A 13,377-nucleotide genomic window follows, 5' to 3' on the forward strand; every position below is an offset into this window, starting at 1 on the left:
GGCAAACAGGCTGGAATCAACTATACACATTATCCAGCGCTCTGCCTTGTTGCTGGCTGGCAATAGAGTAGAGTGAATGAACTCTCTTTTATGGCTGAGGAATCGCTGACGATGCTAACAATTCTGGGCAAACGCTCTTCAATCAATGTACGGAAAGTGCTGTGGACCTGCGAGGAGATCGGGCTGGCGTACCAGCAGGAGGATTACGGCAGCGGGTTTAAGCCCCTGGACACCCCCGATTTTCAGCGCCTGAATCCTAACAGCCTGGTGCCGGTGCTGCTGGACGATGACTTTGTGCTCTGGGAGTCGAACAGTATCTGCCGCTATCTGGCGCGAAAAGCGGAGCGCTGGGATCTGCTGCCCGCCGAGCCGCAGCCCGCCGCCGAGGTGGAGCACTGGATGGACTGGCAGGCGACCGAGTTCAATAATGCCTGGCGCCATGCTTTTATGGGGCTGGTGCGTAAAGATCCCCGCTTTCAGGATCCGGCGGCGATTAAAGAGAGCATTGCCGCCTGGACCCACTGCGTGCGCATTGTCGAAGCGCAGCTGCAGCGGACCGGGGCGTGGGTCGCCGGCGAGCACTTCACCCTGGCTGATATTGTGCTGGGCCTGTCGGTGCATCGCTGGAAGATGACGCCCTTTGCCCATCCGGAAATGCCGGCCGTGGAGCGCTGGTATATGGCGCTCAATCAGCGCCCGGCGTTTATGCGCCATGGAAATAACGGCGTGGCGTAGCGAACGGGCCAGGGCCTTATCGATTTTTCAGCGTATTCGCTTTGCACTGGCGGGGTAATGCCGCTACGATCCCGCGTCTATTTTTTATCCCATCCCAAATAACGTGTGGCAGGCAGGTGCAGTTTGAAAAAACGGTTAGGCCTTGTGCTACTGGCATTACTGTTGATTTCAGGCTGTTCCGGCACGCTGTCGCAAATGAGCCCGCCCAGCAATGAAACCAGTCTGACAGGGCGCAACGGTCAGCGGCTTTCCGTCGATGATTATGTCAGGCATTACATGCGCGAGAAGCAGGTCAGCGGCATGGTGGTGGCAATTATTCATCATAACGGCCCGGCGGAGTTTCACTGCTTCGGCGTGACTGATGACCAACATCGCTACCCGATAACCCCGCATACGCTGTTTGCCCTCGGCTCGCTGAGCAAAGGGGTTACCGCCGAAGTGGTCACGATGCTGGTGAACGAGGGCCGTTTCCACTGGCACGACACGCTGCAGACCCTGCTGCCGCCGGGTACCGCGCTGAGTGAGGATGCCCGTAAGATAACCTTGCTGCAGCTGGTGACGCATACCTCAGGGCTGCCGCGGCAACCGATGAATATGCTGTCGCTTGAGCACCTGCTGGCCTATCTCAACGATGGCGAGAACTTCTACCATGAGCTCGATGCCGATGGCGTACTGAGTTATCTGCAGAATTTCCAGGCCCCGGCGGAACCGGCGCCGAGTTACTCCAACCTCGGCTACGCGATCCTCGGCTATCTTCTCCAGTACCAGACTGGCGAATCGATTGAGACGCTGGCCTCGCGGATGATCTTCCGCCCGCTGGCGATGGGGAACACCAGCTTCCTGCCGCAAACGCTGCGTGATTATCCGTGGCGGGCGCTGGGCCATGCTGGCGATCAGCCGAAGTTTAAACCCCGCGGCGCGCTGACGCCGGACTGGCAGTTCCGTCATAACATGGTCGGCGCGGCGAGTTTGTACAGCGACGCCGGGGATCTGATTCACTATGCCCGCGCCCACTTCGCGCCCACCGGTCAGGCGGCGCTGGACCAGGCGTTCCGCGACGTTAGCGTCGACTATTATCCGCGACGGATTGAAGCGGCGAATATCGCCTGGGTAACAGACACGTTCGGCGAGCAGCAATTAACCTATCAGGTGGGGTACATCGGCGGCTATTCGAGCTATATCGGTTTTGATAAAGCGAATCAGAATGCGGTGGTGGTGCTGCAAAACAGCTTTAACTGGAGCAACTATATCGGCCACCAGATCCTGCGTCACCTGGCGGCGCAATAAAAAAGCCCCGTCCGGAGACGGGGCTGCGCGCCTTAGCGCATGGTGACAAACTCTTCTGCCGCCGTTGGGTGAATGGCGACGGTGTTGTCGAAGTCTTTTTTGGTGGCGCCCATCTTCAACGCCACCGCAAAGCCCTGCAGCATCTCATCCATTCCGAAGCCGATGCCATGGATACCGACAATCTTCTCTTCCGGGCCGACGCACACCAGCTTCATGCGGCACGGCTGGCGGTGCGAGGTGACGGCGGTGTACATCGCGGTGAAGGAGGATTTGTAGACCTTCACGGCGTCGTCGCCATACTGCTCGCGCGCCTGCGGCTCGGTTAAGCCGACGGTGCCGATAGGCGGGTGGCTGAAGACCACGGTCGGAATGTTGTTGTAGTCCAGATGCTCTTCCGGTTTGTTGTTAAACAGGCGTTCGGAGAGACGACGGCCTGCGGCCACGGCCACCGGGGTCAGCTCAACGGCACCGGTGTTATCGCCCACGGCGTAGATGCCCGGCACGCTGGTGTTCTGGAACTTATCGACGACGATGTAGCCTTTATCGTCAGTTTTCACGCCGGTAGCCGCCAGGTTGAAGTTATCGGTCGCCGGTTCGCGGCCAATCGCCCAGATCAGGCAGTCAACGGTCTGGCTGCGGCCATCTTCCAGCTCAAGGGTCAGGCTGCCGTCGGCATGCTTCACCACCGCTTTCGGGATGGCGTTGGTATGCAGCTGCGGACCTTCGGCGTTCATCACTTCCACCAGCGTTTCGACGATCAGCGGATCGAAGCTGCGCAGCGGCGCGTGCTTGCGCACGAACAGGTGGGTCTCAGCGCCGAGGCCGTTAATCACCCCCGCCAGCTCAACGGCGATGTAGCCCGCGCCGACCACCGCCACGCGCTTCGGCAGCGCCGGCAGTTCGAAGAAACCGTCGGAATCAATACCGTATTCCACGCCCGGAATGGTCGGGTGGCTCGGACGGCCGCCGGTGGCGATCAGGATATGATCGGCCGTAATGGTCTCGCCGTTCACTTCCACGGTGTGGGCATCGACAAAGCGCGCAAAGCCTTTGATCACGTCGACGTTGTTCTTACCCAGCACGTTGTCGTAGGAGGTATGAATGCGGTCGATATAGGCGCTGCGGCTGGCGACCAGCTTCTCCCAGTCGAAATGGTTGATGGTGGTATCGAAACCGTAGTCCGGGCCGTAAAGATGAATCGCTTCGCGGATCTGCGCCGCATGCCACATCACTTTTTTCGGCACGCAGCCGACGTTGACGCAGGTGCCGCCCAGCGCTTTGGCTTCAATCAGCGCGCACTTCTGGCCGTACATGGCCGCACGGTTAATCGAGGCGATACCGCCGCTACCGCCGCCGATGGCGAGGTAATCATAATGTTTGCTCATGCCCATATGTCCTTAATCGTTGATTGCCGCGATTGTAACGCGAGGCGTAAAAGGTTCCACCGATGGTTGCGATTACTCCGGCACGATCCAGCTGACGGTCGTGTGACCGGTACCGGCCGGCACCAGCTTGCTGTGCAGCCACGGCAGCACATTGTTCATCTGCTGCTCCAGCTTCCACGGCGGGTTGATGACGATCATCCCGGAGGCGGTCATGCCGCGCTGGTCGCTGTCAGGACGTACCGCCAGCTCAATCTGCAGAATCTTGCGAATGCCAGTGGCTTCTAAGTCTTTGATCATGCGTTTGATCTGCGCGCGCAGCACCACCGGGTACCACAGCGCGTAGGTGCCGGTGGCGAAGCGTTTGTAGCCTTCGTTAATTCCGGTCACCACCGCCTGATAGTCGGTTTTAATTTCGTACGGCGGGTCGATCAGAATCAGACCGCGGCGCGAGACCGGCGGCAGTTTGGCTTTCAGCTGCTGGTAGCCATCGGCTTTATCGACGCGCGCGCGGCTGTCTTTCTGAAACTCGGCGCGCAGCAGCGGGAAGTCGCTCGGGTGCAGCTCGGTCATCTGCAGGCTGTCCTGCTCGCGCAGCAGCTGGCGGGCGATCAGCGGAGAACCCGGGTAGTAGCGCAGCTGGCCGTTACGGTTGAAGTGTTCGACCACCGAAATATAGGGCTCAAGCTCTGCCGGCAGGTCGTCTTGCTGCCAGATGCGGGCGATGCCTTCGAGATACTCGCCGGTACGCTCGGCGTGCTCGCCGCTCAGCTGATAGCGGCCCGCGCCGGCGTGGGTGTCCAGGTAGAGAAACGGTTTTTCTTTCTCTTTCAGCGCTTCAATGATCAGGCTCTGAACGGTGTGTTTGAGGACGTCGGCGTGGTTGCCTGCGTGAAAGCTGTGGCGATAACTGAGCATGGATGCAGAGATTCCGGGAAATAAACAAGTTAACCGATAGTTTACCGCAGATCGGCCGAGATTACCGCTGCGCCGCCGCGCTGTTTCATTTCTGCCAAAAGCATTGCAAAACATAACGCTGTCATAAAAGCGTCAAACGGGCGCGCTAGCGTCGGATACAGGCAAGGTAATTGTTTGAATAAAAGGAAAAATAATGAAAAAGCAACTCTCGCTGCTGGCCGTTGCGCTGCTGCTGGCGCAACCGGTTCTGGCTAAAGACATCCCGCTGAACAGGGCGGCGGCCCTCGCCAATAGCGTGACGCCGGCTGCCTCCAGCCAGGCGTATGACGATCTTGAGCAACAGGCGCTGGCGCAGTTGCGCCACGCGCTGCAAGGGGATGCCGCGACGCTGACCCGCGATCGGTTGGCGCACACGAAACAAAACAAAACCCAGGCCGATACCGCCTGGCTGAAGGCCAGCGGCTACGACTTCCAGACCCGGGCAAACCAGCAGGCGGATATTGCGCTATTGTCGGCGTTCAGCAGTCTGCCGGAGACCGTCGTGAAGCAGAATCTGGCGACGGTGACCGCCATCAACCGCGACGCCGTGCAGACCACCCGCCGTCAGGCGCTGGCCGATGCGCAAGGGATTAGCTACCTCTATTTCCTCAGCGACGCGCTGGGGCCTCGTCTGGGCAACGCGTTTCTGACCGCCTATGACCAGGGCGCGCTGGGGAAAGCGGCGGCGCTGATCAAAGCCTCGGAAGTCAGCACCGGCGAGGCGAAAAAGCACTTCCACAATCCGCGGCCGTTCCTGGTCCAGGGCAACACCATTCACCTGGTGCCGGACGACGTGGTGGTGAAGGATAACCAGCCCTATACCGCCGACGGCGGCTCGTTCCCCAGCGGCCACACCAACACTGGCTATACCGATGCGTTGCTGCTGGCGGCGATGATCCCGGAGCGCTACGACGCGCTGGTGGCGCGCGGCGCCCGCTATGGCTACTCGCGCATTGTGCTGGGCGTCCACTATCCGCTGGACGTGATCGGCTCGCGGATGGTGGCCGAGCGCAACGTGGCCCATTATCTTAACGATCCGCGCTACCGGGTATTATTTAACGAAGCCCGCGATCAGCTGCGCGCCGTGCTGGCGAAAGCCTGCGGTACGTCGCTTGCCGAGTGCGCGAAGAGCAGCGTGAAAGACGATCCCTGGCGCGATCCGGCGATGCGTGATTTCACTCGTTTCGCCATGACCTACGACCTGCCGCGGCAGAAGGGGCCGCAGCCGCGCCTGCAGGCGCCGGAGGGGGCGGAAGTGCTGCTGGAGGCTGCCCTGCCGCAGCTGTCTGCGGCCCAGCGCCTGGCGCTGATGGTCAACACCGCGCTGCCGGCGGGCTACCCGCTGTCCGGCGCCACCCCCGAACAGCAGTTCTGGCAGCGGCTGAATCTGTCGGCGGCCTGGGAGATGGCGCAAAAAAGGCATTAATGCGGTTTCCGACACGCTGCGCCGCGTGTCGCGCTTTTCCGGCAACGGGCGGACTTATCGCAGCAATACCCAGGCTGACGCACCGCCCGTCATTGAAATTCCCCCAACTATCCCCCATTCTAGATCTCATGCATAAGCGCCGGACGCGCGCTTCACTCACCCTTTTCAACAGGACAGCGCATATGACCAATCCATTACTGACGCCTTTTTCCCTGCCGCCTTTTTCTGCGATCAAACCAGAGCACGTGGTCCCAGCGGTCACCAAAGCGCTGGAGGATTGCCGGGCCGCGGTGGAAAGCGCAGTGGCGCACGGCGCGCCGTATAGCTGGGAAAATCTTTGCCAGCCGCTGGCGGAAGTGGACGATGTGCTGGGACGCATCTTCTCGCCTGTCAGCCATCTCAATTCGGTAAAAAACAGCCCGGAACTGCGTGAGGCCTACGAACAGACGCTGCCGCTGCTCTCCGAGTACAGCACCTGGGTCGGCCAGCATGAAGGGCTGTATAAAGCCTACCGCGATCTGCGCGATGGCGATAACTACGCCACGCTGAATACCGCGCAGAAAAAAGCGGTGGATAACGCGCTGCGCGATTTCGAATTATCCGGTATTGGCCTGCCGCCGGAGGCGCAGAAACGCTACGGTGAAATCGCCGCGCGCCTCTCTGAGCTGGGCAACCAGTACAGCAACAACGTCCTTGACGCCACCATGGGCTGGAACAAGCTGGTGACCGACGTCGCCGATCTGGCCGGTATGCCGGAAAGCGCGCTGGCCGCCGCTCAGGCGCAGGCCCAGGCCAAAGAGCAGGAAGGGTATCTGCTGACCCTGGATATCCCGAGCTACCTGCCGGTGATGACCTACTGCGACAACCAGGCGCTGCGCGAAGAGATGTACCGCGCCTACTCCACGCGCGCCTCCGACCAGGGGCCAAACGCCGGTAAATGGGATAACAGCCCGGTGATGGCGGAGATCCTCGCCCTGCGCCACGAGCTGGCGCAGCTGCTGGGCTTTGACAGCTACGCCTTTAAATCCCTCGCCACCAAAATGGCGGAGGATCCGCAGCAGGTGCTCGACTTCCTCACCGACCTGGCAAAACGCGCCCGTCCGCAGGGCGAAAAAGAGCTGGCCCAGCTGCGCGCTTTCGCTAAAGCCGAGTTCGGCGTCGAAGAGCTGCAGCCGTGGGACATCGCTTACTACAGCGAAAAACAGAAACAGCATCTCTACAGCATCAGCGATGAGCAGCTGCGCCCCTATTTCCCGGAAAACAAAGCCGTTAACGGTCTGTTCGAAGTGGTGAAGCGCATTTACGGCATTACCGCCAAAGAGCGTACCGATGTCGACGTGTGGCATCCGGAAGTGCGCTTCTTCGAGCTGTATGACGAACACAACGAGCTGCGCGGCAGCTTCTATCTCGACCTGTATGCCCGCGAGCACAAGCGCGGCGGGGCGTGGATGGACGACTGCGTCGGCCAGATGCGTAAGCTGGATGGTTCCCTGCAGAAGCCAGTCGCCTACCTGACCTGTAACTTCAACCGTCCGGTCAACGGCAAACCGGCGCTGTTCACCCACGACGAAGTGATCACCCTGTTCCACGAGTTTGGCCACGGTCTGCACCACATGCTGACCCGCATCGATACCGCCGGGGTTTCCGGCATCAGCGGGGTGCCGTGGGACGCGGTCGAGCTGCCGAGCCAGTTTATGGAAAACTGGTGCTGGGAGCCGGAAGCGCTGGCCTTTATCTCCGGTCATTATGAAACCGGTGAACCGCTGCCGCAGGCGCTGCTGGAGAAAATGCTGGCGGCGAAAAACTACCAGGCGGCGATGTTTATTCTGCGCCAGCTGGAGTTCGGCCTGTTCGATTTCCGCCTGCACGCGGAGTACAAGCCGGAGCAGGGGGCGAAAATCCTTGAGACCCTCGCGGAGATTAAAAAGCAGGTCGCCGTGGTGCCGGGCCCAACCTGGGGCCGCTTCCCGCACGCCTTCAGCCATATCTTCGCCGGCGGTTACGCGGCGGGTTACTACAGCTACCTGTGGGCTGACGTGCTGGCGGCAGACGCCTTCTCACGCTTCGAAGAAGAGGGGATCTTCAACCGTGAAACCGGTCAGTCGTTCCTCGATAACATCCTGAGTCGCGGCGGTTCTGAAGAGCCGATGGTGCTGTTCAAACGCTTCCGCGGGCGCGAGCCGCAGCTGGATGCGATGCTGGAGCATTACGGGATCAAGGGTTAAGTCTGCGGTGAAGATCTGCTTAATTGATGAAACGGGCGCCGGAGACGGCGCCTTATCTGTTTTAGCCGCCCGCTGGGGGCTGGAGCAGGATGACGATAACCTGATGGCGCTGGTGCTGACCGCTGAGCATCTGGAGCTGCGTAAGCGCGATGAGCCCAAACTCGGCGGTATCTTCGTCGATTTCGTCGGCGGGGCGATGGCCCACCGACGCAAGTTTGGCGGCGGCCGCGGTGAAGCGGTGGCCAAAGCGGTCGGTATTAAAGGCGATTATCTGCCGGATGTCGTCGATGCCACCGCCGGATTGGGGCGTGACGCCTTTGTGCTGGCGTCGGTCGGCTGTCGCGTGCGGATGCTGGAGCGTAATCCGGTGGTCGCCGCGCTGCTCGACGATGGCCTGGCCCGCGGCTATGCCGATGCGGAAATCGGCGGCTGGCTGCAGGAGCGGCTGCAGCTGATCCACGCCTCCAGCCTGACGGCGCTGACCGATATTACCCCGCGTCCGCAGGTGGTCTACCTCGACCCGATGTTCCCGCATAAGCAGAAAAGCGCGCTGGTGAAGAAAGAGATGCGCGTCTTTCAGTCGCTGGTGGGGCCCGATTTAGACGCCGATGGCCTGCTGGCCCCGGCGCGCCAGCTGGCGACCAAACGGGTGGTGGTGAAGCGCCCGGATTACGCGCCGCCGCTGGCGGAAGTCGCCACGCCGAACGCGGTGGTGACCAAAGGGCATCGGTTTGATATTTACGCCGGCACGCCGGCGTAAATTTGCAATCTATCAGGTATCGCGCCGTCATGTTGCCGGGTGGCGGCTACGCCTTACCCGGCCTACATAATCATTTATATATCAGATGGATATCATTCCCGCATGCCGGGCTGAGAAAGGCGTAAACCGACGATCATCTCTACCGCTCAGCTTCCCCCGGGGTATTAATCATCCGGTTCAGCCACGGCACCATCAGCGCCATCACTACCGTGACCCCCAGGGTCACCAGGCCAATTTTACTGAACACGCTGGTGTAAACGGGCAGCGTCTGCAGCGGGTCGGTGATATTTTCCGGCACCGCGGTGAAGGTCGCCACATAGCCGCCGAGCAGGAACGCGGCGGCCTGGGTCAGGAACCACATCCCCAGAATAAAGCCCATCAGATGCTGCGGCACCAGCGCGGCGACCATCGCCAGCCCCAGGGCGCTGATCAGCAACTCGCCCAGGCTCTGGAACAGATAAACCAGCACAATAAACCACGGCGAGGTTAATCCCTGGGCGTCGGCGAACCACATCCCGGCGGCCGCGGCGGTAAGGAAGCCCAGCGCGCAGAGGAACATCCCGAGGGTAAATTTCACCGGCATGGTCAGGTCTTTACCCTTGTGGCCGAGATGGGTGTAGATCGCCGCCAGCACCGGGCTGGCCACCACCACCCAGAAGGGGTTCAGGGCCTGGAAACTGACCGGGTTGATGGTAAAACCCAGGATCTGATGATGGACGTTATTGATGGCGAAGAAGTTCAGCGAGGTCGGCATCTGGGCGTAGAGAATGTAAAACAGCACCGCCTCGATCATCAGGATAAAGGCGACGAACATTTTGTTGCGCCCGGTTTTATCAAGGCGAAACGCCTCGCGGAAAAAGAATGCAATGACCACGACCGACAGGACAATCAGCACCAGGTTGGCGATCATCACGTTATGCATCAGCCAGGCGCAGAGAAAAATCATCACCACCGTACCGGCCAGCACCAGCGCCAGATTGCGCAGGCAGAGGGGGCGATGATCGGGCTCGGAACCAATCTCTTTCACCATCCCGCGGCAGGCGAGGTAGACCAGCAGCGCGATAATCAGCCCCGCGCCGCACAGGTTATAGGTCACCGCGTAGCCAAACTTTTCCGCGATCACCGGCGCCAGCGACAGCGACAGCAGCGAACCGATGTTTATCGACATATAAAACAGGGTAAACGCCCCGTCGAGACGGGCATCCTTCGGCGGATAGCATTTTGACAGCAGGCTCGCCGGGTTGGCTTTAAACAAACCGTTGCCGACGGCGATGGTGCCGAGGGCGATAAAGATCAGCTGCGGTTTCAGCAGCGACATCCCGGTCATAAAGTAGCCGATGGCCAGCACAATCGCGCCGAGCACCAGCGTGCGTTTGGTCCCCAGCAGATGGTCGCCCACGTAGCCGCCGATGGAGATCAGCCCGTAAACCAGCGCCGCGAAGGCGCCGAAGGTGATAAAGGCCTGTTCCTGAGAGAAGCCCAACTGTTTCACAAAGAAGACCGCCAGGATCCCCTGAACGCCGTAATAGCCAAAACGTTCCCAGAGCTCCACAAAGAAGATCATAAAGAACGGACGAGGTTGCTGCAGCAAGCCCGTAGGTGCAGTTGTATTCATATTCCTTCGCCTTGTATTACTTTCCCAAAAAGTATGAACGCGTATGCCAGAACGCGCCGAAAATGTCTGATAACTCGCCATGCTGCGGTTATTGGCTTATTGAATAGATTATTATATAGATGTTTTAGTGAATAACTGGTTGATCACACTAATTGAATGGCTTTTTTATGGAGTTAAGCTCTATTGTCTGGCGAGGCGGAAGCGAAAATAAAAACGCCCGCAGCGGCGGGCGTCTGGCATGACACAACGGGACGGTTATTCGTCTTCTTCGTCGCGTAGCGGGACAATCAGCATGTCGACATGGACGGTGTTGATCAGCTGACGGGCAGAGGACATCAGCTTGCTCCAGAAGTCCTGATGGTGGCCGCAGACCACCAGGTCCATATCATATTTTTTAATCGCATCGACCAGCACCTGGCCCAGGTCGCCGCTGCCGCTCAGGGTCTCGGTGATCGGGTAGCCGGCGTTGGTCGAGAGCTCGGTCAGCGCGTGATGGGTCTCTTCGGAGATGCGTTTTTGCATGTCGCCGAGGTTCACGTCAATCAGCCCGGTGTAGAGGTCGGAGTAATTCACATCCACGTGGATCAGGGAGACTTTCGCGTTATACGGGCGGGCCATAGAAACGGCTTTTTCAACCAGTACTTTACTCTCCGGGGACAGGTCTACTGCAATCAGAATATGTTTGTAAGCCATAGTGTTACTCCTTCCATAAGTTTGTCGATGACCATTGGACCTGACAGCTGGCGCTGCCGTTTCGCCCGCGTCCTGCGTGCTACATTCGCGGGAGGGTAGCCTTTAAGGACTTCATTGTAGAAGATATTTCTTACCTTATAGCGCCCCCCGCACTCCGTCAATGCACTGGGTTCACCTAAAAGTTAAACAAATTTATCCGTCTTACGTATTGATAACGAATAACCTTGTGGTAAAAAAATTAATGGATCTCCTACACTATTTAATGAGCCGGTCGGAAAAATAAATGTGATCGGAATCGCACTCTTTACGGTATTGTCGTCGGTTATTTGGGGAGCGGTAGCCGCGGAGGGTTTCTCCGTGGGCGGGTCGCCGGGGAGGAGGTATGATCAGCACTATTGCGCTGTTTTGGGCCCTGTGTGTCGTTTGTGTGGTGAATATGGCACGCTACTTCTCATCGTTGCGTGCATTATTGGTTGTGCTACGTGGTTGCGATCCCTTGCTCTATCAGTACGTCGATGGCGGCGGCTTTTTTACCTCGCACGGGCAGCCCAGCAAACAGATGCGCCTGGTGTGGTATATCTATGCCCAGCGCTACCGTGACCATCATGACGATGAATTTATTCGTCGCTGCGAACGTGTTCGTCGCCAGTTTATTCTGACCAGCGCCCTGTGCGGCCTGGTGGTGGTGAGCCTGATTGCGTTGATGATCTGGCACTGACGGCATCTTCGGGATAAAAAAACGGGCCAGCAAGCTGGCCCGTTTTGAACGAATAACGCTTAAATCAGCTTCAGGGAGAGCCAGTAAAGGACGCCTGAAAGGATAATCGCTGCCGGCAGGGTCAGCACCCAGGCCATCAGAATGCTCGTCACCGTCTTTTTCTGCAGACCACCGCCATCCACCAGCATCGTCCCCGCTACCGAGGAGGAGAGTACGTGGGTGGTGGAGACCGGCATCCCGGTGTAGCTCGCCAGACCGATAGACACCGCAGCGGTCATCTGCGCCGACATCCCCTGGGCGTAGGTCATGCCCTTCTTACCAATCTTCTCACCGATAGTGGTCGCCACGCGGCGCCAGCCGATCATGGTGCCAATACCCAGCGCCAGTGCGACCGCCATGATAATCCAGATTGGCGCGTACTCGATGGTGCTCAGCATATCGGTTTTCAGTTTCTTCAGCAGACGCTGGTCGTCAGCGCTCACGTCCGGCAGTTTCGCCACTTTGTCGGTGGTGTCGGAGATGCAGAGCATGATGCGACGCAGCTGGCCGCGCTGTTCCGGTTTTAGCGACTCGTAGTTCTCAACGCCGGTCAGCATGGTCTTCACGCGGTCAAGGGCGTTGATGGTGTTCGCCGGATGACAATGAAACTCGCCGTTGGCCGCGGTATTGGTGTCCGGAGAGGGAACCAGCTGGTCAACGCCGGTGGCTTTCTTCAGCAGGTCAGGGCGCTGCTGGAAGAAGGTTTCCACGTTGTTGACCGCATCGCGGGTACGGGTGATTTCGTAACCGGAGGCGTTCATATTCACCACGAAGCCCGCCGGGGCGACGCCAATCAGGACCAGCATCACCAGACCAATGCCTTTCTGTCCATCGTTAGCGCCGTGAGAGAACGACACGCCGATAGCGGACAGGATCAGGGCGATACGGGTCCAGAACGGCGGCTTTTTCTTGCCGTCTTTCTTTTCACGCTCCGCTGGGGTCAGGTGGATACGCGCCCGTTTCTTGGTGCCGCTCCAGTAGCGACGCAGCAGGAAAATCAGGCCGCCCGCGATCACCAGGCCGACGATAGGCGAGATAATCAGCGATCCAAAAATGCCGATGACTTTCGGGATATTCAGCGCGTCAACGACCGACGTACCGGTCATTAAGGCATTGGTGAGACCGATCCCGATGATAGCGCCGATCAGCGTATGGGAACTGGATGCCGGCAGACCGAAGTACCAGGTGCCGAGGTTCCAGATGATCGCCGCCAGCAGCATAGAGAACACCATGGCGAGGCCATGTGCGGAACCCATGTTAAGCAGCAGATCGGTCGGCAGCATATGCACGATGGCATAGGCTACGCTGAGACCCCCCAGCAGAACGCCGAAGAAGTTGAAGAGCGCTGCCATCGCCACAGCGAGCTGTGAGCGCATAGCGCGAGTGTAGATAACCGTAGCCACCGCGTTTGCGGTATCATGGAAACCGTTAATCGCTTCGTAAAACAGTACAAAAGCTAAAGCAAGCAATAATAATAGTCCGGTATGTAAATCCAGACCGGCAAATAAATGTAGCATAGGACGTTACGCCATTTTGAGGA

11 protein-coding genes are annotated in these 13,377 nt (G+C 59.0%); 6 read left to right on the forward strand and 5 right to left on the reverse strand.

What is annotated here, in order from left to right; translation table 11 throughout:
* Positions 1–111 precede the first annotated feature (111 nt).
* Positions 112–735 (forward strand): glutathione S-transferase, encoded by a 624-nt coding sequence (locus tag ABLX76_RS02335; protein WP_218810532.1) that lies wholly within the window; start codon positions 112–114, stop codon positions 733–735.
* Between the two features lie 195 nt (positions 736–930).
* Positions 931–2,022, forward strand: a complete 1,092-nt coding sequence (locus ABLX76_RS02340; RefSeq protein ID WP_064158034.1) for a serine hydrolase domain-containing protein — start codon at positions 931–933, stop codon at positions 2,020–2,022.
* A 32-nt stretch (positions 2,023–2,054) separates the two neighbouring features.
* Here the strand turns inward: ABLX76_RS02340 and gorA are convergent, their stop codons facing one another.
* Positions 2,055–3,407, reverse strand: coding sequence for a glutathione-disulfide reductase (gene gorA / locus ABLX76_RS02345; RefSeq protein ID WP_032454297.1), 1,353 nt, complete (start codon positions 3,405–3,407; stop codon positions 2,055–2,057).
* 72 nt (positions 3,408–3,479) lie between these two features.
* Positions 3,480–4,322 carry a 23S rRNA (adenine(2030)-N(6))-methyltransferase RlmJ gene (locus ABLX76_RS02350; protein WP_004204945.1) on the reverse strand — a complete coding sequence of 281 codons (843 nt, stop codon included), beginning with the start codon at positions 4,320–4,322 and terminating at the stop codon, positions 3,480–3,482.
* Between the two features lie 193 nt (positions 4,323–4,515).
* Between ABLX76_RS02350 and ABLX76_RS02355 the strand changes: the two genes are divergently transcribed.
* The 3 genes from ABLX76_RS02355 to rsmJ all read left to right on the forward strand — a co-directional run bounded on the left by ABLX76_RS02355 (position 4,516) and on the right by rsmJ (position 8,772).
* Positions 4,516–5,787, forward strand: coding sequence for a phosphatase PAP2 family protein (locus tag ABLX76_RS02355; RefSeq protein ID WP_065882859.1), 1,272 nt, complete (start codon positions 4,516–4,518; stop codon positions 5,785–5,787).
* A 182-nt stretch (positions 5,788–5,969) separates the two neighbouring features.
* A complete protein-coding gene (prlC, locus tag ABLX76_RS02360) occupies positions 5,970–8,012 on the forward strand; it encodes an oligopeptidase A (protein ID WP_023291276.1) in 2,043 nt (680 codons plus the stop codon).
* A gap of 7 nt (positions 8,013–8,019) precedes the next feature.
* Positions 8,020–8,772, forward strand: coding sequence for a 16S rRNA (guanine(1516)-N(2))-methyltransferase RsmJ (gene rsmJ / locus ABLX76_RS02365; protein WP_032429010.1), 753 nt, complete (start codon positions 8,020–8,022; stop codon positions 8,770–8,772).
* A 139-nt stretch (positions 8,773–8,911) separates the two neighbouring features.
* Here the strand turns inward: rsmJ and dtpB are convergent, their stop codons facing one another.
* Together dtpB and uspA are read right to left on the reverse strand one after the other, a co-directional pair.
* Positions 8,912–10,387 (reverse strand): dipeptide/tripeptide permease DtpB, encoded by a 1,476-nt coding sequence (gene dtpB, locus ABLX76_RS02370; protein ID WP_336581079.1) that lies wholly within the window; start codon positions 10,385–10,387, stop codon positions 8,912–8,914.
* A 255-nt stretch (positions 10,388–10,642) separates the two neighbouring features.
* The gene (uspA, locus tag ABLX76_RS02375; protein WP_004145166.1) at positions 10,643–11,080 is read right to left on the reverse strand and encodes a universal stress protein UspA; all 438 of its coding nucleotides are present in this window, start codon (positions 11,078–11,080) and stop codon (positions 10,643–10,645) included.
* Between the two features lie 382 nt (positions 11,081–11,462).
* Between uspA and uspB the strand changes: the two genes are divergently transcribed.
* Positions 11,463–11,798 (forward strand): universal stress protein UspB, encoded by a 336-nt coding sequence (gene uspB / locus ABLX76_RS02380; protein ID WP_002921203.1) that lies wholly within the window; start codon positions 11,463–11,465, stop codon positions 11,796–11,798.
* Positions 11,799–11,857: 59 nt separating this feature from the next.
* Here the strand turns inward: uspB and pitA are convergent, their stop codons facing one another.
* Complete coding sequence (pitA, locus tag ABLX76_RS02385) at positions 11,858–13,354, reverse strand: inorganic phosphate transporter PitA (RefSeq protein WP_004204940.1); 1,497 nt, start codon at positions 13,352–13,354, stop codon at positions 11,858–11,860.
* Positions 13,355–13,377 lie beyond the last annotated feature (23 nt).

This window comes from Klebsiella sp. JB_Kp004 (genome assembly GCF_040065795.1).
GTDB classification, from domain to species: Bacteria; Pseudomonadota; Gammaproteobacteria; order Enterobacterales; family Enterobacteriaceae; genus Klebsiella; species Klebsiella quasipneumoniae.

What these genes read in the sequence shown, in the direction of transcription:
- ABLX76_RS02340 (WP_064158034.1), top strand. Translation starts at nt 931, where the DNA reads ATGAGCCCGCCCAGCAATGAAACCAGTCTGACAGGGCGCAACGGTCAG.
- ABLX76_RS02350 (WP_004204945.1), bottom strand. Translation starts at nt 4,322, where the DNA reads ATGCTCAGTTATCGCCACAGCTTTCACGCAGGCAACCACGCCGACGTC.
- prlC (WP_023291276.1), top strand. Translation starts at nt 5,970, where the DNA reads ATGACCAATCCATTACTGACGCCTTTTTCCCTGCCGCCTTTTTCTGCG.
- uspB (WP_002921203.1), top strand. Translation starts at nt 11,463, where the DNA reads ATGATCAGCACTATTGCGCTGTTTTGGGCCCTGTGTGTCGTTTGTGTG.
- dtpB (WP_336581079.1), bottom strand. Translation starts at nt 10,387, where the DNA reads ATGAATACAACTGCACCTACGGGCTTGCTGCAGCAACCTCGTCCGTTC.
- ABLX76_RS02355 (WP_065882859.1), top strand. Translation starts at nt 4,516, where the DNA reads ATGAAAAAGCAACTCTCGCTGCTGGCCGTTGCGCTGCTGCTGGCGCAA.
- gorA (WP_032454297.1), bottom strand. Translation starts at nt 3,407, where the DNA reads ATGAGCAAACATTATGATTACCTCGCCATCGGCGGCGGTAGCGGCGGT.
- uspA (WP_004145166.1), bottom strand. Translation starts at nt 11,080, where the DNA reads ATGGCTTACAAACATATTCTGATTGCAGTAGACCTGTCCCCGGAGAGT.
- pitA (WP_004204940.1), bottom strand. Translation starts at nt 13,354, where the DNA reads ATGCTACATTTATTTGCCGGTCTGGATTTACATACCGGACTATTATTA.
- ABLX76_RS02335 (WP_218810532.1), top strand. Translation starts at nt 112, where the DNA reads ATGCTAACAATTCTGGGCAAACGCTCTTCAATCAATGTACGGAAAGTG.